This window comes from Methylobacter sp. BBA5.1 (assembly GCF_000746145.1).
In the GTDB taxonomy this organism is placed as follows: Bacteria; Pseudomonadota; Gammaproteobacteria; order Methylococcales; family Methylomonadaceae; genus Methylobacter; species Methylobacter marinus.
On record NZ_JQKS01000034.1, the window covers coordinates 1 to 20,556 of the forward strand.

Genomic DNA, 20,556 nt, shown 5'->3' on the forward strand with positions numbered 1-20,556 from the left:
AGCTGGGCCACGGTCTTTTGGCCGGTCGAGTCCGGCCACACGTATTGGTTGCTCGCCACCGCCAGCACGAAGTGCAGGTCCTGCTGTTCCAGCCATGCGCGCAGGCTGCGGTTGTCACCATACACGGCATCGCCAGTGACCCAGGCAAACGGTACCTGCGCGGCAACGGCTCGCTCGATCATGCGCTGCGCCAACTGCGGCTTGGTGGCAAAGTCGACTGCTTCAGGCACTTTCGCGGCAGCCCGTCGGACCATGTCGTCAGCCCACACCTTGGGCAAATACAGTTCGCGGTCCATCAACGCACGCCCCCGCGTACTGGCATAGGCCAGAAACACGCCAATCTGGCAGTTCTCAATGCGCCCGGCCGTGCCACTGTACTGGCGCTGCACGCCGACCGAATGTCGGCCTTTCTTGATAAAGCCGGTTTCGTCGACCGCCAGCACGGCATCGGGCTCGCCCAGATGCTCAATCATATACGTCCGCACGTCATCACGCACCGCATCGACATCCCAGCGTGCCCGGTCCAGCAAATGCTGCAGGCTATAGGGCGTCTGTCGTTTGACCGCTTCCGACAATTGCCAGCTGGTTTTACGCTCAACCGGGCTGAGCAAGCCCGTCACGTAATCCAGTGCCCGTTGCCGCATGGCCTGCCGGCCTATTCTGACACAGGGGGCCGTTGGCAAACGGCAAAAACTGCCGCAGCCAGGACAGCTTAGTCCGTCTCCACAGCGCCATGCCCGCCCCACTGTCGGCACCGCTCAACACTGCACAGATCGCTGTCAGCAAAAGCTCCATCAAATCGTGCGGCGATTGCCGTGTACGCGGGCCTCTTCCAGATCGGTAAAGTGTTCCAACATCGACGACTTCCCTTCCTGTTCCATTGGTTATTACCGCTCGTGAAAAAAGCAACTACTAGATATGATGCCCTCTTTGTGCGTCAAGTTAATTCAGCGCAGGGCTTCGTGCGATTGCCCTGTACCGCACCCTTGCAGGAGTGGTACAGATGTGTCTTTAACGCACCCACTCTGTCATAGTGAAAGCGTTTGGTCGTCTTGGCCTTGACCTTTTTATCTGTGTTTTCAAAATAATTGTCGTTTTTTCATCCAAATGAATCAGCATTTGAGTTTTCCTAAAAGGCTTGAAAGGCTTCTTCACAGACAAGATAGCGCCATAGCCTTGGTATATTATCTACCGAGACGTAACATCTAGTCACTAATTTACCTTAAGTATAAAGTTATTAAGTTTCCCAAAGCTCCAACCTCAACTTACTGATAAGTTAGTTTAAGATAAAATCCATCATATCCTGTATATTATTAAACCAAATATCCTTAGCTTCAGCGATATCAGAAAACCCCCAAGTTGCATGTACAAAATGTACACCTGCTCTAATAGCAGATTCTCTGTCTGCGGCCATATCACCAACATAAATCGAGTTAGCAGGATCTACCCCCAAGTTTACACACGCCAAAAGAAGTGGATCCGGATGCGGCTTTCCGCGACCAGTAGAAATATCATCTGGCGTAATAACAATATCAAATAAATCTTTAGAAAGTAAAACTGATATAATTTCATCTGTTCTCTCCTTGTTTTTTGACGTTACAAGTGAAACCAACAATCCAGCATCCCTTGCCCGCTGAATTACCTCAATCACACCATCGTACACTCGGATTTGGTCCACGTTTGCGCGAGCAGTTTTGTTGTAAACACTAGCAATTGTCTCAAATTCATTTTTTTTACACCCAAGTCTTTTAAGAATGTCGAAAAAAGGAATACCAATATGTTTCCGATATTCTGCAAAATCGATTTTCTCTCCGATACTTCGCATGGCATTATCCCACGCAATATTCATTACCGCTAAAGAGTCGACGAGAACACCGTCGAGATCAAATGAAATATGTTTGATGTTTTTATACTGGACAGAATTATTGGCTATATCAATAAAAAAACTATCAGTCGAATAACTATATTCAAAAGGATCATAATCAACTAATAGCGAAGCCAGAGCGAAATCAGCCGGCTCATCAATATCAACAGCTTCCTTAAAATCAACCTCGACCCAAAAAGGTCTACCAGATATCCGAGTTCCATCCTGCAAATAGTTATTTTTTCGAAACACGTAAAACCCACTCGTCTCAGAAAAAACCGGTTCTAGGTCTTGTGTTTGCGCCATATTATCAGGCGAATAATTAAGAGGTTTACCCTCATACCAACAGTAGGTTTGATGTCGACTTACCGCAAATGCACAATCATAATCTCCTGAAATTACTGCGCGAACACCATCTGCAATTGACTGAGGCTTAATAAAAGGTCCAGTCGCATGGCAAAGAACTATTACATCGGCATCGATATTATCAACAGCGTAATGAAAGAGTTCATTGGCCTTAATATGATCACCGTCGAGTCGAGGTGGACGCATTATCAACTCGACAGTTGGGGGTAGTAACGACAGTACTTGTGGTTGGCTTGTAAAGCAAAATATCCCGGAATTTATCTCTGTCAAATGGGTGAGAGTGTCAAATATATGATAAGCAAGGGGGCGATCTCCAAGCCTAAGGAAATTTTTGTTAGGCAGTCTCCTTGACTTTAACTTCAGTGGAACGAATGCCGCAACTTTTGTCATTATTTACTCCAAATTCCGTTCTTTAATCGTTTGTCACATAGATTGAGCCATAGCATATTATAAAGATATGGTCAATAAGATTAGTCATATAAAATAAAACGAACTATATCAATTCGTTATCACGCCTTCGTTAGCCTTCGCTCACAAAGCTCCAAATTATCACGATACATTTTTAATGGTCTCATTTCGTACAAACGCTTATAAATATAATACGCCTCCTCGAATGCACCCTCACGAAATAATTGATTTGCCTTTTTAAGGCTTAAATCATTTTGTAATAACGTAGAAGTTGTAGTAGCATCTGATACACTTCGAAATAAGAACCTCACCAATGAGTTCCATGAATTCACGCTAAAATAACGCTTAGATGCGTTAAAGGTATTCAGATGTAGTTGCTTATATTCACTACGCAACTTCAAAACCGATTTCACAATACTTTCTGCGGACGATTCTGAAACTATTCCTATGCCGTAATTTTGCACTAGTTCTGCTAGCCATGTCCCCTTACAAACTACTGACGGCACTCCAAAGTACATCGCATCGATCACAATTCCAGAAGTTCGCTTCTTAAAACCATCCGATAAATAAGGTAATACAACAGCATCTGCAGATTGTAATAGCTCATTAAACTCCTTATCAGTTAGATTTTGCGGAATAACTCGGACATCATCAGGCAACACCCCTTTATTCTCGTCGCGAGCCCAGCATATAATACTATGGTCATTGGAAAGAATTTTTGCTGCCTCCAAACCAATCTCATACCCTTTACTCTGTGTCGCTGCCCCCAGAAAAAGGACGTTAAAGTATTCGCTTTTTGGCTCAAATATAACTCTACTACATCCAGAATAGATTTTTCGAAATAACTGATCAGACACAGCGGTACTCGGGTGAGGAGCAAGCGGAAGAGTCACTCCAAAACGATCATTTATTTCTTTCTGGAGCAGTTTAGTCGGCACAGATAGGGCAACCTGTCTATTTACGTTAATGCCTTCTAGTACAAATTTTGCCACTACTTCATACTCTGGCGACGAAATATCTCTAATCATCTCCCAAAATAAGTTGCAATTGAATTGTAAGTTAGGAAACTTATTAGCAAGAGAAAGAAAAACTCGAGCATGATGAAAGCTTCCAGTGTAAAGATATATTAGAGTATTGCCGCCAGCACACAGATTTTTTTTTAGTCCCTTCTCCATCTCAATTAGAAATTTATCTTCGTTTGTCGCTATTGCCCAAGAGTGCGTATCAAAAGTTGTAAAAAACTGATTGCGAGATATCAGTAAATCCTTATCTATGTCATTTCGGCACCAGACGCTGGCTTGCACGCCAGCAGCATTACACGCCCCAAGTAGTTGATCACAATAGGCGATAAAATGACCACGCATATTCTTGCCATCTGGATCAAGAACGATAAACTTCTTACAATCTGACAATCTTGGCTCAACGTATTCAGAGATCTTTTCTACATTAGAAGAAACTGAATTTAACTGGATATTTATGCCATAAATAACTGTTTCATGCTTTTCGGTACCAATTTGAATACGCACCCCCACGTGAACAAACTGAAATTGATGCTCCAATGTTATCGAATGTCTGCCCTTTTTAAGAAACATCGTCTTATCAGCGGACTCAAATGGACTGTCACCGTGACGACACATCATTAAACGAAGCTTGCTGTCGCGATTGATGGAAAACGAAACCTCCGCCGATATTGTTTCTTGGCGATGAATAAAACCGGTATAGCAAAAAGCGATGTATCGTTCGTTGTAGGGTGGAATCAGCCTATAGCACTCCGCAGTCTTTTCATCAAATCCTGATTGCAAAATGCCTGATGCATTAAATTGCTGACAGGACGCTTGTTCATCATAAGGCTTAGTGGGCGTTGGGACCGCCAGTAAATCCTTTGCAACAAGGAGCAAATCAAAATGAATAGCACGCACATCAGCTGATACAAAATCCGTGTGAACCATAGACTGCCATGGATAGCTTTGTAGCAACTTTCCGAGTTCCACGTGATGCTCGTAACGTTGCAGGATGTTTGCAATATGCTCTGGTTTCGAAAAACCAGTCAATTCAATATCTAAAAAGACAAACTTTTGATCTAACTCATGTAACAGCGCGCCCGTATCCAAATCTCCATTTTCCAAATCAATCTTGGTAATTGATAACCGCTTAAAGATTGGCTGAAGTGGAGTTTCATGATTTGACCAAAATACGGCACCAATCGTTCTATAAAGCGAATGCCACGAATCCCTTGTATTCGGCGCACCTATCCAAGCTAAAGTTCGGTTCAGTTGACTCAGTTCCACAAGGCTTTGCATAATCGGTTTCCTACTCTTATAGCGAGACAAAACCGAGGCCTGAAATGCGCAGACATTATGACGTATTGAATTTGATACACGAGCTGAATCGTAATCTCGTTGTTTTTCGTCGATATGTATTGTTTTGATCTTAAGACAGGGGTTACTTACCTGATGGCCATGAGCACGAATAATTCCAGAAATCGCTGTATCACAGCCAAAACTGCCAATCAACACCTCATTAAGCTCCGGCGGTATAATAATTGGTATTTCAAATACATAGGTATCAAACGACAAGTAGTTTTTATCACTCTGTTTACAAACGCTACTTTCGATTTGCTGCCAGGGCGGTGAAGATTGAGGTCCCTGTGGAAAAACTCCACTGACAGTACGGTTCCATCTAGTAATGGCGAGTAATGCTGATGAATCAAACACTCGGCTAAGTACTATCCGTTCAGCCTCAAATGGTAATAACAAAATATCGGAGTTCGCAATTATGCAAGAATTGCTACGACAATGCTTATTGGCGTAATCTAACAATACCCAATAACTAGGACGTTGTTGTATTTCTACTATACGAATCCGGCCTTCGGCCTCGCGTAGCAAAAGACATTCGCTAAGCCTAGATGGAAGAATTTCATCAAGTCGACTTCTGCCCCCTTCGATCAACAAATGTACCTTTACAACCAATGGGTTACTACTATTTTGGACTGCGATAGCGATATTGTTTATAAGGGCTTCTGGATCAAAGCCAGTATGGAATGACGTAATCAGTGTTAATGAAATTCTCTTTTCCCAGTCGGAAAATGATTTTTTTGGAAAGATTCCATGGTCACTACTGGGGCTTAAGTCGAAAATCTTGGAAGCTGGAAAGTAACGTTGCTGAGTTTTTGCTGTTTGGCGAAGAGCGTCTATATGTAAAAGTTGTCCCGTCTTCGCTTGGTAATCAGGACTGTTAGGTACATTATAAATATCACCAGCCTGTTGGTAATTAGCAAAAAAATAATTGGGATTAAATTCTGGTGTCTTCTCCAATCGAAGTTGAATCCCTTCTAACCGTTTTGCCTCTTTCAAAACCTCAGTCTGAATCCCATCAATGCCGATAGTCGCCAAAACATCCATCCCCTCGTGCAACATCCATCGAATCGCCCAACTGCCTGTCGTCACTAAGCTTGAATTGAACACCGGATACTCAGTAACAGCATGACTGTACCACAGAATTCTTTCATCATAAGCTATCTCTGGATATGCATTTTTCAACTCATCGCGTAAAAAAAACTTCTTTATACGATTTTCTTTAATAAGCTCGACAATATCTGCCGAAATTGTATGAGATACTTCAATATCCATACAAATATAATGTGATGGACGGAAATCAATTTTTTTCCAATACCGAAAGGCAGAGTTCATCCCTACAGTAGTAATATGAGTTAGTGCGGGATGACTAAAATCAACTAATTTTGCAGACGGGCCATTTGCAAGTATGAGTGCAATCTTTGAAGTCTCAGATGAAGTCAGATACATTATGTCAAATGAGTTGATATAATTGTCGGGGTCAACTTTTTTAATATATGTCATTAGCGGCATTTAAAATTAATTAGATCATTCGGCGCAATGCCCTTAGGTTATTGCGCCCTACGCGAACTGGTTTTCCATTTTTGGATATGTTGAGCAATATCCCAGGTGTCTTCACCGGGAAAATTGGCACGGCGGGAAAGAATAGCCTTTTCAGGATGCCGTACAATATTAACAACCTTAGCGTCAGGATAATTACGGAAGATAATTTCCAGCCTCTCGACATGGTCTGGCGTTTTCTCCAAAAATCGACTACGCTGAATTTCGCTAAGACTATAGTTATCAACAAGATTGTCAACCACTATAGCCTCAAACATCATTTTTGGTGAAAGTTGAGAATTCTCAGCAAGTTGGGTTAAATATTGCTCAGCTTCTACAGAAAAGGGCAGACGTTCTCGAAGAGTGAAAAAAGCGTCTTTTAAACAGTCGGGACGAATTTTGTCATCTATGACACGAAGCTTATTACGAACAATCGAAAAGAAGTGAGTTTCCGGCAAAGATACTATTCCATTTTGTGTCATTAACTTTGACTGTAGAAGAGTAGTTCCAGACCTAGGATAACCCACTACGAAAATCGGAGCTTGATTTAATGTAATTGGTTTTTTCCACGAAGTACTCCCCTTATATTGCCTCCCCAGTAAAAAACTAATATCTGTTTTGTATTGGCGGTGCACTCGATTCTGTTCAACTCGATCATACGCAATTTGGTTATTAATATGAAAATCCAGCATCTGCTTTATATCAGCAGACGTCGAGCTTTTACAGATTGTTTGAAGATACTGAAGAGTTTTAATTAACTCGCGCTCATTGTGTATATCATAATCGTTGAACTCTTCCTTTTTCCAGGATCTATCGTCTCCAATATGAAAAGTCAATATTTCTTCTTCAAACGTTTTAAATTTCCTAGAAAAAGCCATTAAGTTACTTAACAGTATTCTTCCGATCCAATTCGCGCCAATGCAACCTGAGCCAAGCCGGTATTGCTTCGAAGCCTTTTGGGAAAATATAAAACAGTCGTGACCAGGATGCTTTACACCAGTTTCGGCATACATCAAAGGCAATTCGGCTAGCGATGTATAGCTTTTGGAAATTGTTCGCCGGTTAATTGTGAAGGCATCGTATCCCAATTCTATAAATCGTGTAATTTCAATATAAAAGTTAGGTTGCACAGCTATATCAACGTTAGTGTAAACAATATAGTCAACCGGCTCGCCTAGCAACGCTTTATTAATAATATCCTGAATCAGTGGGAGCTTTCGTGGTTTGCGAAAATTTCCAATATCAAGAATCGATCTATTAAGTTTTCCCGCATTACGGAAAGTAGATGGAATAACTCCATTATCTTCATCATAACAAGTAAAACAAACATCGACCTGCAAACCATGTTTGGCTGCATTTTGTTGTGCCATCTCAAGGGACGCGAATGTAATTGGTTGAGCAATATATAAATCAGAACTTGGACTAACTAATACTGGATTTATTATGTGGCGAATCTTGATAGGATGATGAGAAAAACTACTTTCGAATTTTTCTTGTTTTTTATTTATCATTGTTACTCTAAGATTGGTAATGATCATCAATCCTGAAAATTGATGAGAAAAATCAATTATTGCGTCTTTAGCTAATCGCCTAACAAAAAGTCAGCCTGCATGAAGAGCCGAATCCTTCCCCAATTTCATCGATAATTGGTTTCAGTTCGTCCAGCGTATCTGGCTCGCCCATTTGTTAAACGGTAGCGCATCCGCCCAGACATTGCCCAGGCTTTTCAGTTCGGTACCCAAGGCAAGTATTGAAGTGAAACCAGCACTCGCTATCCAGGCCATCAATCAATGCCCGGCAGATTAACAGTTCGGCGCCGATCTACGCCTTTAATCCTGCTGTGGCTACTCTCATTCAACTTGTAAAAGACTCTACTGAGCGGTTGATGGGGATAGGCTGACGAAACCGGCTTGTACTATTTATACCATTGCTCTCATATCGTCTCCGGCAGCACATCTTTTTTTTCGCCACTTCGAATGTCGTATGACTTAGCTGTAAAATCGATTGAGATCGGTCTCGGCCGGTACAGCCCGTACAACTCGCACTTCCTTCCTTAGTCAGCATGGTAAGTTATTAAATTCTATGCATAAGTTGACTTATTTTTAAGCGCTTACCAGGTTATGATTAATATCGAGTCTCCGCATTACCACTAGTCAATTATCTAAGTACATCCCGATAAGCCGAGACCCCGAAACGATAATGATCTAACGCATGCATGCTGACTCATATATCTGAGAAGCTTTTTTCGTTGAACATAACCAAAAGATTATGATGCGTAACTAGCATTCAAATAGCCGCTCTCATCCATAGCGCCTATTCTTTTCGCAGCATCCATGAATAGCTCAGAATTCTTTAAAATAAAAGCACTCACCCTTTCGGAGGATACAGCAAATGGATCATCTCTACTGCTAAAACGATGCTCTGAAGAAGAGTTAAAATTATCCATTTCAAAAAGAACGTTTTTATCGACAGATAATCGATAGTCTTCCAGAATCATTACAATAAACTTATCTATATCCTCATATCTTACAATATGGCGATAAGGAGATGGTTGACCTACTTCTTGTTTAACCCATTTATTCATGAATCCGACGATATATTTTGACTTATTGGAAAGCCAGTCCGTTAATGCTTCCATGCTTGGCTCTTTGAAATGCTCATCTAGCAGGCGATAGGCGGGGGCCAACACTTCCTTTTCATGAGCAAGCCAAATCTTTTGAATATTAATGCCATGCTGTTTTAATATTTCATGATGTGAATGCAGTTGATCAAGCATAAACCAAGAGGTCAAGATAAAAAGCGGATCCCTCACCAATATTATTTGCTGTACATATTGCCCAGTTTCGAGTATTGGATCGTCCAAATTTAAATCATGTGATTTGATCAATCTCATACGAAACTCGCCAGTGCTGATCGAATGTTCTGCATAGCCAGTCAGAGCACAAGGACTTTTTTTACAGCACCCAATCTCTTGATACCACTCACAGAAGGAAAAGTGATTTCCTAGCAATTTTGCTAGCGTATTCTTAAGATAATGCAAACCCGACCGAGGAAGGGATTTTGAGTCAAGGAGCAGAAATGGCACTCTGTCGCCGCCGTTCACTGCTTGATTTTCCAGACCCTCATAAAAAGCCACAGCCACGCGATCAACCGGACGTAATTTATTAACCAGAAAATTTGTGCATACTGAAACTTGGCTTTTTATTTCTGCAATAGCTCTAACCTGTTGTAAACGCCCATTTGCCCCAGGCAACAAGCCAAGTTCGTTTAATTGTTGACTAATTCTTGCCTGAGAAAGTAGACGTATATCTCCTCCAGGTTCACCAATCTTGACTGAATTCTCAAAATGTTGCGTGGCTTGAGGTTGCCTGTTGGCCAGTGCAGCAGCACGACCAAGACTGTTATACACCCCGGCGATCAATAACTGACTTATCAATTTCGTGTTATAACCCCACTCCCTTGCTAAATTTAAAAATTCCTCGGCTTTAACTCTTTCTCCTAATTGCAAATACCCACTCGCAGCCAATAAAGCTAACTTTCCACGTTCAGGGTGGTTTTCAATCCGGACTGGTTGCAACTGAGTTAAACTCGCCCAATCACCAAATTGCCATTGAGTATGGGCACGACCTAACAAATTTTCATCACAACATTCCTGCAGGTCTTGAGTTAACTCAGGCTGAGCAGTATGAGTTTCTACCTGTGTATTCTGGGTTAAGGAATCTGAGGGTCGAACAACATTATTCCGTAAGTCTCTGTTCCCTCCGTGTTTTTTTATACGACTCATACTTTGCTTTCCTCAAGGATGAGTTCTTTGATCAAATTAATTTGCGCTTCTGCCTTGATCATCTCCTCATTGAGTATCGATTGACGCGCTTGGGTATCGGTGAGCTCGGTTTCCAATTGTTTGATACGCTGCAACCTATCCGCTGAAAGTTTTTCTTGATCGTCTTTTGCCTGAATCAGTGCTGCAATCTGGTTTTGACGTTCGCCGGCTTGTTTCTCGGCTTCTGCCTTGGCAACGGTTAACTGTTCTATCCGTTGCATCCGTTCATCTGCCAGCCGGGCTTGTTCGTCTTTTGCCTGAATCAGTGCTGCAATCTGGTTTTGACGTTCGTCGGCTTGCTTCTTGGTTTCTGCTTTGGCAATGGTTAGCAGTTCTATCTGTTGCATCCGTTCTGCAGCTAGTTGGGCTTGTTCGTCTTTTGCCTGAACAAGTTGCTGAATTTCGGTCTGTAGGCGGGTTTGCTTCTCACGTTCCTGAGCCAGACGCGAAAGCGCTTCCTGCTGTTCCTTTTCTTGCTTCTTGGCCGCGTCATTGATGACTTGCGTCAATTGTTCTATACGACGTTGTCGTTCGCTCGCAAGCCGCGTCTGCTCGTTACGGGCCTGCGTCAGCCATTTTCGTTCATTCGCAAAGGGATCGGGCGGCGGCTGTATACCTCCTTGTCTAGGCTGACGTCCTTCATGTTGTCCGAATTGGATATAGTGTAAAAGCGGATTAGCGCTCTTTTCGGCGACATCGCGATAGTTAGCCAAGTACCATTGGGTATCGAACTGTGGACCGGGATTACGACCTTCTTTGGCGCCATGGCGTAAATAATGAGCTACCGGATCTCTGCGCTTTTTTGCCACATCGGGATAAGTCTCCAGATACCATTTCTCATCGAAAAACTCGGAATGCCTCAATATCGACTTCTTAACCACAGTGGTTCGTTTCAGAATTCGAGCCAAATTCTTGGGCAATCTATCGACCAATAGCTGAGGTTTCTTGGGTCTATGCCGAAGCGGCAGCTGGGCAGCAGGCAATACTGACACAGGGGATGCCGGCAACTCCCGACTCTTAGTCTGACTATCTTGATATAAGAGAAAATAATGTTCCAATTCCTCCTGAACTTGATGCAACTGAAGTAATAAAAGCTCGTTTTCTTGCTGAAGTTGGGTAATCTGGTTTTCAGATTCAGTAGATGAATTCATTTACTGCTTTCCTTATTGCTTGGAATTTTGGTATTGATCGAGCACATCATTTGTAAGGCCGGTCATTCTTATGATGCCTTGATCGATTAGGATGGCGCGATCGCAGAGCTCTTTAACGACTGGAATGCTGTGTGAAACTAGGACAATTGCCGTATCGGATCTGATGAGTCGTTTCATTTCTTCGGTCGACTTTTTCCGAAAATCTTCATCGCCAACGCCCAGTACTTCATCGATCAATAAGGCATCCGGTGTGGCCTGGATCGACACGGAAAAACCCAGTCTTGCGCTCATTCCGGATGAATAGGTGCGTAAGGGCTGATCGATAAAATCACCGAGTCCGGAAAATTCGATAATGGCATCCATGCGTTTCAATATTTCACGGCGGCGCATGCCGAGCAGCATGCCGCTTAGCATCGCGTTTTCCCGGCCTGTCAAATGCGGCATAAAGCCTACGCCAAGTGCCAGCAGCGAAACGCGGGCGCCATGATTAATGATTTGTCCCGAATCGGGTTCAATGATACCTGCAATCATGCGCAGCAAGGTACTCTTGCCCGCGCCGTTGCGCCCAATAATGCCAAGTGTTTCGCCGCGGTGCAGGTCGAACGAGATATTTTTGAGTGGAGTGTATTTCGACCATTTCAAATAACCCCGTTTGATGGGGTAAGAAACGGTGACATTCTGAACACTAATGAGTACGTCTTTCTGGGTCATTAAAAGGGTATTTTTCCGTACTTATGATCAAGTTGTTTGAGCAAGGCTAAGCCTAATCCACCCATGCCTAGCGAAGTTAATATTATTATTCCTATTCGGTCCAAGTTTGGCCATGCGCCGCGCAACATAATATTTCGATATTCATCGATAAGCCCCGCCATTGGATTAACTAATAGGTAGCTTCTGACCGGTTCATGCACCTCATTAATATTGAAAAATACTCCCGAGATAAAAAACAGCAGCAGCATAGCGTTGTCGATAGCCACCTTAAGATCAGGCAGGAATGGGGTAATTGAGCTGATCAGTAAGGCTAGTGACAGAGTTAGACATAGTTGGGTTGCAAAAAGAAGTGGCGCAGCCAGCCAAGTAATTTTTACCGGAGTGCCATAGAGCAAGAGAAAAAGGCAAAAGATTCCAAAAACAGGAATAAAACGTGCTGTACTGCCCATGACGGTGATGACAGGGAAAACAAACTTTTGTACATAGACCTGTTGAAGCAATCCTCGATGAATGCTTATGGCATGCCCGCCCCCTTTGACACCACTGTCAAACCACTTCCAGACGACAGCCCCACACAAAAAAAATGGCACAAAATCAGTTCCATCACGCCGCATGACCAATACTTGCAGAATGTAAAAGGCACTTAAATAAAAAATGGGTTCGATAATCCACCACAAAAAACCTAAATAGGAGCGCTCGGATTCGGCTTTTAGATCTGTATAGGTTTTATAAAATATAAGTTCGATGCTGTTACGAAGTCGCATGATCAAGTTTTCTTAACATTGTGGCAATAATGGTTTGACATATTAATCTATCTGAGAGCTTGGACCAACTTTCAATGCAACACGAAAGGCGAAAGAGCAACCATTTCAAACCAGAGTGATGTCGGAGTTTTTTATTAGTCGAAGAGTTCGGCTGCATTTTAAAGATTACTCCCCGTTGATCTCTGATAACGCTAGCGTTTGGGGAAATGGCCAATTAATGTCGAATTGCTACTAGCCCAATCTCGGGTTTCAATCTCAGAGATCATGTTATTCTCAGTGGCAATCGGTGCCGGTACGAAGATGTGGCCATTTTGTCGTGCATCATAGAGTACTGCTGATTTTTCGATGGATTCGTGGAGCATTTGGTTTCCGAGGGATTGTATTTACCATCCATTCGTCGGCTGAATCGAGCAACGCCAAACGTTCTGCCAATTCTGAAGTTGTCTTCGAGTTGGATGGTTTGCCCCAAAGTAAACGCACTATTAAACAACCTTTGATCGGTTTGCGCAAGATGTCGGCATTCCTTGCGCAGGACCCTCTCCAGAAATTATAACCGCTGTCGGCCTCCCAGGCTGCCGGTTCAATATAGACCTCTTCGCGGGATGCGACGTCATGGATGGGTGATGCACCGCTAAGACCGGCCGGACATTTAAAGAGCCCGGCAAAAAAGCCTTTGTGATCGATGGCACCGTTGCCCAACAGTTTGGCAAAAAGATGCCTGCTATATCGAGCCATTTCGACCATACCAGCGAGCGGCACATGATGGGACAGCAAGTAATGGTATTGGGCTTAAGTTGCAAGGAGACCTTTGTGCCACTGGATAGTGAACCGTATATTAGCGGTATGAAAGCTATGATTAACCGCGCCGCCTTAAATGCCAGATTACCTATGGCAGATGCTTGGTTTTGTACCAGGGCGATAATACGCTTAAGCTAGGAGACGGCATTGATCTCAGTATACAGAATGAAGAAAAACAATATGAAGTACCAGATCAGTGAGATTGTTTATGGCAAGACAATATCCGGGGGCTGGATATTCAAGCACTTTACAACCATTATATACGTAAAACCTGTCAACCTATTCTGGGCAAAATCCCAAGCTAAAACCATCGATGTAGAGCTTAAGCTGGAGGAGGCTAAAGGACCTGAGCAATGGGTTAAGGTACGGTTGCTGCTTACCGCCTATCAATTTTTTACGGATGCTCAATATGTCATTTCAGTAGAGCCTTCTTAAGCCAGGGATTCACCTCGTGTTCTAACAGGCCAGGCAGAACAGTTGCGCCTCTTGCGGGTATGCCGGTATGACGTGCCATTATTTATTGGAGATAATAAGTTGATTGGGAGCAAGATTATTGCCGATCCATATGGCCCTTCATTTCGTGACGATGATATACTCTGCTTTGCATAAATATAGCCAAGTGATCGTGATCTTACAAATAAAGCGCCATGCAATTTCAGGAATAGCCACAGCATGGCGTAAACGGCAGCCTATACAGTCAACTCGCGCTGTAACTAAGTGCATGATAGGTCCGCTAATAAACAATCAAATCATTCCTGCAATATGATGCAGCGGAGAAAAGTTTGAGGTTGATGAATAAACAACTTGATGCTGTGACTTTAGTGACTGTCAATTATAACGCGGGCGATATGCTTTTGAACTGTGTCCGTTCTGCGCTTGATCAGGCGGGAGAAATCATTGTTGTGGATAATGCTTCTTCCGATCAGAGTTTGGCTAACTTGAGTGCTCAGGATGAATTGCAGGGAGTCGTCAAGATTATCCGGAATTCAAAGAACTTGGGATTTGCCGCCGCTTGCAATATCGGTGCGCAAGCCGCTAAAGGTGAGTACTTATTGTTTCTTAATCCGGACTGTGAGCTTAATCCGGATGCCATTCAAGTCATGCTCGAGGTGCTTCATGAATGCGGTGAGGTCGGTATGGTGGGAGGATTGCTGATTGATCCTGATGGAATAGAGCAGGCCGGTGGAAGGCGGGCTATTCCAACGCCCTGGCGGTCTTTTGTAAGAGCCTTCGGTTTATCCCGTTTTGCACAACGCTGGCCGAAGCTGTTCTTTGATTTCTATCTGCACAAACAACCCTTGCCCGTTCACCCTATCGAAATAGAGGCTATCTCCGGCGCCTGCATGTTAGTGAAGCGTAAAGCCGTTGAAGATGTCGGGCTTTGGGATGAAGATTATTTCCTGCATTGTGAAGATCTGGACTGGTGCATGCGCTTTCGTCAGAAGGGCTGGAAAATCTTATTTGTACCGGATGCTCGTGTATTGCATCACAAGGGCGTGTGTGGCCGGGCTCGTCCCATCTTTGTGGAATGGCACAAGCATAAGGGCATGATGCGCTTTTACCGCAAGTTTTTCCGGCATCAGTATCCGGGACCGTTAATGTGGCTGGTGGGCGCCGGTATCGGCCTGCGATTTTGTATGCTGGTGGTTTATTTTACGGGGTTTCATGTAATGCGTCGTTTGGGGATGATTGTCGAATGCATAAACCGGAGATAGGGATTATCGGTGCGACCAGCTTTGTCGGAGAATGTCTCTTGGCTAGGCTGGCTGGGTTGGATGTTGATATCACGGCATTTTCGCGAAAACCTCAAGAAATTAGTAATGATTGGCATGCATCAAATGTCAATTGGCGCGTTTTAAAGGCTGGCGCTGATTCGTCGGCTATGCCTCATCTTGATGAGAGGCGAACGATTGAAAGTTGGATAAGTCTGGCTCCCATCTGGATTCTGCCTGAGTTATTTCCAATGCTGGAAGCCTATGGCGTGCGCCGTATTGTGGCTTTGAGTTCAACCAGTCGTTTTACCAAAACGACATCCAGGGATGCATCCGAGCAGGCTCTGGCCGGGCATCTGATTAAGGGTGAAGAAAGTTTAAAGACCTGGGCTGAAAAACAAGGAGTGGAATGGGCCATTATTCAGCCGACCATGATCTATGGCCACGGCAAGGACAGAAATATCGCCCGGATAGCGCGTTTTATTGAGCGCTTCGGTTTTTTCCCCTTGCTGGGTAAAGCTTCGGGCAAGCGGCAGCCCGTGCATGTCGAGGATGTCGCCGATGCCTGTTGTTCGGCGCTTTTTTCAGAGCGGGCATTGAATCGCTCTTATATTGTATCGGGTAAGGAGCAGTTGACTTATCGGGCAATGGTTGAGCGCATATTTTTATCGATGGGGAAGTCGCCTGTTTTTCTACCATTGCCATTAACTGTTTTTCAATATGCCGTCCTATTTTTACGAATTCTGCCCAGATTCAAGTCGTTGACCGTTGAAATGGTATCTCGCATGAATCAGGATATGATTTTTGACCATGAGGAAGCGGCTCAGGATCTGAAGTTTAAGCCAAGAGCATTTTTAACCGGTGAAAATGATTAGGAACGCACATAAAATAACTTCCTTAAGTACGCGGATGAATTTCCTGTGTAGGTGCGGATTTATCCGCACAGTGCGAATACCCTGAAGGGCACAAGTACCCATAGGGCATAAATGAATTCGCACCTACAATTCCCTGATTTATTCCATGCTCATTACTTAGCTATATTAGGGTATGCATTTATGTCCTTTTCAACCCGGCTAAAACTATTTCGGTTTGGCATAAAGCTGCAAGTAGCATGAAATTTATTTTTTCACTGGGTGGATTGGCCGCTCTGAATCTGGTTATTGCCATGGCCATCCAGTGGCTGGTATTGGTTTATATAGGCCCTGGCGCCGATACCGATGCCTATTTTTCGGCGCAGGTGCTGACCTTGATTCCGCTGACGATCTTGAGCGATATCCTGATCAGGGTGTTGGTGCCTTTATTCATGGATGTAGCCAGCGAGTACATGTCCGGGACCGTAAAAGCCTTGCTGCTGCAGTCCTTTGCGGTCTTTACTGTTATTGCCGCCATGTTAGGGCTTTCGGCTCATCTGTGGGTTCCACTGTTATCGCCGGGGCTTTCCGGTCAGGCGCTCGGGTTGACCATTGATATGGCTGAAGTGATGTCGGCTACGCTGGTTTTCGGCGGGCTGACGACGGTGCTGAAGTCGGCTTATCATGCCGAGCAGCGTTTCATTTATCCGGAACTGTCGCTATTGATTGTCAGCGTGGTCGTGCTGACCGGTGTGATCTACGCCATGCCTGTCTATGGCATCGAATCGGTTGCCTGGGGCGCTGTCATCCGCTGGGCATTGTGGACCGTGATGCTGTGTAAATGGATCGATTGGCGCGCACCTTCTCTGTATGACCGGTCGATGGCCAAAGCCGTCCGGCAACGCACGCGCGTTTTGTTATTTGGCGCCTCTGTCTACAAAACCGGTCCGGTGATCGACCGTTATCTGGCCTCGCTCGGCCCCGTAGGCAGCATCAGTTTGCTGACTTTCGGCAATCAGCTGTACGGGGTATTTCTGGCGCTTACGGATAAGGTTTTCGCCGTGCCTTTATTGTCGTTCGCGGCAAAGAATATGAAGTCAGGCGATATGTCCCTGCTTAGGCGGAATTACCGGCGGAAACTGCTGCTGACCGGCTCGATGGCGCTGGCAGTATGGGCTGTGTTCGCCCTATGCGGGAAATGGGGACTGGATTTGCTGGTCGGTTACGGCAAGTTCGGTGCCGGGCAAATCGATATGCTGTGGACGCTTATGACGGTGATGGGCGGCATGCTGGTCGCCGGCGTGGCGGGTCAGATGGCGAGCAGTTGTCTTTACGCGCTGGGCAGGACGAAGGGGGGGGTCAGGCTGGCCATGGTCAATTTCTTCATTTGTGTGGTTATCAAAGTACTGGCGTTCAATGCTATGGGCATTGTCGGCATTGCGCTCGGAATAGTGGCTTACCAGGTATTGAATGCGGTTTGTTTGCATGTCGTGCTGATGCGGGAATTAAAGCAACCGGTCAATTAACAGGTGCTTGACGGGCATTCTGACAGCTTGTCTGAGTTTATGATAATGGAATATTTTTTCAGAACTTGGCGGGGAAGCGGTAAAATTAGTTTTTTTGCATGTCACAAGGTGTCGGGGGATGAGATCTTTTTTTGAGTGGGCGACTGAAAACCAGGTTATGGATCAGCCCTGGCTGGTCCTGGGAAAAGGCCCGAGTTTTAGTAAAAAAGATCAGTTCGTCCATGATTACAAGCTGCTGGGACTCAATCATGTGGCGCGGGACCAGTTTGTTGATGTGGCTCATATTATTGACCTGGATGTCGTCGATCAACTGGGCGAGGTGTTGATGGAGCAGTGCGGCATTGTGGTGATGCCCTGGATTCCGCATATAAAAAATCGCGCCGGGCGGCAAAGTCTTCAGCAGATTATCGCTGTCAATCCAACCCTCCAGGCGCTTGATCATCAGCAGCGCTTGTTTTATTACAATCTGCATTCGGGGCGTGAACGGCAGGGCGACTCGCCGGTTGTTTTTGCGCGTTTTTTCAGCGCTGAAGCGGCGATTCGGCTATTGGCCATGGTTGGCGTCGGGACAATCAGGACATTGGGAATTGATGGCGGCAATACTTACAGCGCCGATTTCAAGGACCTGGAAAACAAGACCTTGTTGGCTAACGGGCTCAGTTCATTTAATAAACAATTTAAAGAATTCGCGAAAATCATTATGGAAAACGATCTGGATCTGGCTCCTGCCGATATACCGTCGCCGATTAAGGTTTATGTGGCGACCCAGGAAGAGCAAATGCTTGCCGTTAAAGTGCTGGAGTATTCGATACGTAAGCATGCCAGCATGTCCGTCGAGGTGATTCCGATACACCGTACCGAAATAGCAACGCCTTTGCCCAAGGATGAAAAGAATCACCCGCGCACGCCTTTTTCGTTCCAGCGCTTTTTGATTCCCGAAATGGCCGGCTATCAGGGGCGGGCCATTTACCTGGATTCGGATATGCAGGTGTTCAAGGACATCAAGGACTTGTGGACCTTGCCGTTTAACGGCGCCCAGCTGCTGGCGGTCAAAGAGCCCGGCAGTTCGGGCAGACGGCCTCAGTTCAGCGTCATGTTGCTGGACTGCGAGGCGCTTAAGTGGCGCATCGGCGATATCGTCTCCGCGCTGGATAAGGGCGAACTGGATTATGAGGCGCTGATGTATGATATGTCCGTTGCCGAGACGATATCGGCGGACATCGATCCGATCTGGAATTCCCTGGAGCGTTACCAGGACGGAGAAACGGCGCTGGTGCATTATACCGACATGACGACACAGCCTTGGGTATGTTCAACCAATCCGCTGGGCTATCTGTGGGTCAGGGACCTGATGGAAGCCGTGGCAAACGGTTTTATCAGCTATGACTATATAAAAGAGCATAGTGACAAGGGTTATATCAGGCCGTCTTTGTTATATCAGCTGGATCATGGCCTTGAAGATGGCTTGTTGCTGCCGAAAGCCGCCCGTCAGATGGACCGCAATTACCGAGCCCCTTTCACAGCCATACATCGCCACGGGGCCGCGCCCTGGCAAAATAAAAAGGCCTGGTTTAAGGCGTTGATCCGGCATTTTCTGCTCAAAACACGTATTGCGGTGCTATGGCGTAAAATTGATAATGTGCTGCATCTTTATGATTGATTATCACAAACAGCCTGTCATCATGGGTGCCATATGACCGCAGCGGTTGAAATTCTTCTGTCCACCTATAACGGCGGCGCCTATCTGGAAGAACTGCTCATCAGTCTAGCGCGGCAGGATTATCCGAATCTTAAGGTGACGATTCGGGACGATGGCTCGACGGATAATACGCTGGAGATTATTTCAGCATTTAATGACAGGTTGACGCTGCGAGTCATACAGGGTGCCAACTTGGGGCCTTGCGGAAGCTTTTTCGAGTTGATAAGGAACGCTGATCCTGATGCCGATTTTTATGCTTTTTGCGATCAGGATGATGTCTGGCTGCCCGGTAAAATCAGCCGCGCTGTTGCTTTTTTGGCTAATGAAACGGCCGGCCAGCCGTTGATGTATTGCGGGCGTCAGCTGATTACCGATAAGGCGCTGAATGTCCGGTGCCGGTCTGATATGCCGACTCGTCCCGCCCAACTCGGCAATGCGCTGGTTGAGAATATCGCCACGGGATGTACTGTCGTCATTAATCGACACGCACGCAATTTATTGCTCGACCGGCTGCCCGCGCCGGAAAATATCGTGATGCATGACTGGTGGCTGTATCTTGTTGTCAGTGCCTTGGGTAAAGTCGTTTTCGATAGCGAGGCATTGATTTTGTATCGACAACATGGCAGTAACAGTATCGGATTTCATAATGGCCTGGCGCGCTGGAGAGCCCGGTTGCAGCGCTTGTTATTCGAAAATAGTCGGCGGAAACTAAAAAAGCAAGCATTATGCTTTCTCACGGCCTATGACGATTTATTGAATGATGCGACCAAAAAGCTGATAACCCATGTTTTCGATAACGGCAGTTCTTTAATGTCGAAGATTAAAATCCTGTTCCTGGACGGCTCGATTTACAGGCAGTGTTCAAGGGATTCTTTTTATATCCGTCTGTTGCTGATGACAGGAAAATGATCATGTTATTGATTTTATCCGCGGCCGCCAAAATGCATGACTCTCCAAACCAGCGGTTTCAACGGGCAGATGCCGATAAAT

Annotated in this window: 15 protein-coding genes and 1 pseudogene; 6 read left to right on the plus strand and 10 right to left on the minus strand. The window is 45.1% G+C overall.

Annotated features, from left to right (window positions below; all coding sequences use genetic code 11):
• The 10 genes and pseudogenes from EK22_RS17715 to EK22_RS24985 form a co-directional block, all read right to left on the minus strand.
• A pseudogene (locus EK22_RS17715) lies at positions 1-647 on the minus strand (IS701 family transposase); the annotation flags it as partial.
• Complete coding sequence (locus EK22_RS25605) at positions 595-909, minus strand: transposase family protein (RefSeq protein WP_152565137.1); 315 nt, start codon at positions 907-909, stop codon at positions 595-597. The gene EK22_RS25605 and the pseudogene EK22_RS17715, both read right to left, overlap by 53 nt.
• A gap of 367 nt (positions 910-1,276) precedes the next feature.
• Positions 1,277-2,620: an HAD hydrolase-like protein gene (locus tag EK22_RS17720; RefSeq protein ID WP_081917953.1), complete on the minus strand. Its 1,344-nt coding sequence runs from the start codon at positions 2,618-2,620 to the stop codon at positions 1,277-1,279.
• A 119-nt stretch (positions 2,621-2,739) separates the two neighbouring features.
• A complete protein-coding gene (locus tag EK22_RS17725; protein WP_152565138.1) occupies positions 2,740-6,495 on the minus strand; it encodes a glycosyltransferase in 3,756 nt (1,251 codons plus the stop codon).
• A 47-nt stretch (positions 6,496-6,542) separates the two neighbouring features.
• Positions 6,543-8,042, minus strand: a complete 1,500-nt coding sequence (locus tag EK22_RS24380) for a sulfotransferase family protein (RefSeq protein WP_161786463.1) — start codon at positions 8,040-8,042, stop codon at positions 6,543-6,545.
• A gap of 755 nt (positions 8,043-8,797) precedes the next feature.
• On the minus strand, positions 8,798-10,315 hold the full coding sequence (locus EK22_RS17735; protein ID WP_036253112.1) for a hypothetical protein: 1,518 nt from the start codon (positions 10,313-10,315) through the stop codon (positions 8,798-8,800).
• Positions 10,312-11,505: a coiled-coil domain-containing protein gene (locus EK22_RS17740; protein WP_036253114.1), complete on the minus strand. Its 1,194-nt coding sequence runs from the start codon at positions 11,503-11,505 to the stop codon at positions 10,312-10,314. The genes EK22_RS17735 and EK22_RS17740 overlap by 4 nt, the downstream gene beginning before the upstream one ends.
• A 12-nt stretch (positions 11,506-11,517) precedes the next feature.
• Positions 11,518-12,216 (minus strand): ABC transporter ATP-binding protein, encoded by a 699-nt coding sequence (locus tag EK22_RS17745; protein ID WP_036253116.1) that lies wholly within the window; start codon positions 12,214-12,216, stop codon positions 11,518-11,520.
• Positions 12,216-12,980 carry an ABC transporter permease gene (locus EK22_RS17750; RefSeq protein WP_051961962.1) on the minus strand — a complete coding sequence of 255 codons (765 nt, stop codon included), beginning with the start codon at positions 12,978-12,980 and terminating at the stop codon, positions 12,216-12,218. Before EK22_RS17750 ends, EK22_RS17745 begins: the two co-directional genes overlap by 1 nt.
• Positions 12,981-13,301: 321 nt before the next feature.
• A complete protein-coding gene (locus EK22_RS24985) occupies positions 13,302-13,715 on the minus strand; it encodes a hypothetical protein (RefSeq protein ID WP_200882622.1) in 414 nt (137 codons plus the stop codon).
• Between the two features lie 228 nt (positions 13,716-13,943).
• Here EK22_RS24985 and EK22_RS17760 point away from each other — a divergent pair, with 228 nt between their 5' ends.
• The 6 genes from EK22_RS17760 to EK22_RS17785 all read left to right on the plus strand — a co-directional run bounded on the left by EK22_RS17760 (position 13,944) and on the right by EK22_RS17785 (position 20,475).
• Positions 13,944-14,213 (plus strand): hypothetical protein, encoded by a 270-nt coding sequence (locus EK22_RS17760; RefSeq protein WP_036253121.1) that lies wholly within the window; start codon positions 13,944-13,946, stop codon positions 14,211-14,213.
• 356 nt (positions 14,214-14,569) lie between these two features.
• Positions 14,570-15,493 (plus strand): glycosyltransferase family 2 protein, encoded by a 924-nt coding sequence (locus tag EK22_RS17765; protein ID WP_036253123.1) that lies wholly within the window; start codon positions 14,570-14,572, stop codon positions 15,491-15,493.
• Entirely contained in the window at positions 15,475-16,365 is an 891-nt protein-coding gene (locus tag EK22_RS17770; RefSeq protein ID WP_036253124.1) for an SDR family oxidoreductase, read from the plus strand. The genes EK22_RS17765 and EK22_RS17770 overlap by 19 nt, the downstream gene beginning before the upstream one ends.
• Positions 16,366-16,601: 236 nt before the next feature.
• On the plus strand, positions 16,602-17,867 hold the full coding sequence (locus tag EK22_RS17775) for a lipid II flippase MurJ (protein WP_036253126.1): 1,266 nt from the start codon (positions 16,602-16,604) through the stop codon (positions 17,865-17,867).
• A 118-nt stretch (positions 17,868-17,985) separates the two neighbouring features.
• Positions 17,986-19,527 (plus strand): glycosyltransferase, encoded by a 1,542-nt coding sequence (locus tag EK22_RS23300; RefSeq protein WP_081917955.1) that lies wholly within the window; start codon positions 17,986-17,988, stop codon positions 19,525-19,527.
• Positions 19,528-19,560: 33 nt separating this feature from the next.
• Positions 19,561-20,475 carry a glycosyltransferase family 2 protein gene (locus EK22_RS17785; RefSeq protein ID WP_036253128.1) on the plus strand — a complete coding sequence of 305 codons (915 nt, stop codon included), beginning with the start codon at positions 19,561-19,563 and terminating at the stop codon, positions 20,473-20,475.
• The last annotated feature ends 81 nt before the right edge of the window (positions 20,476-20,556 follow it).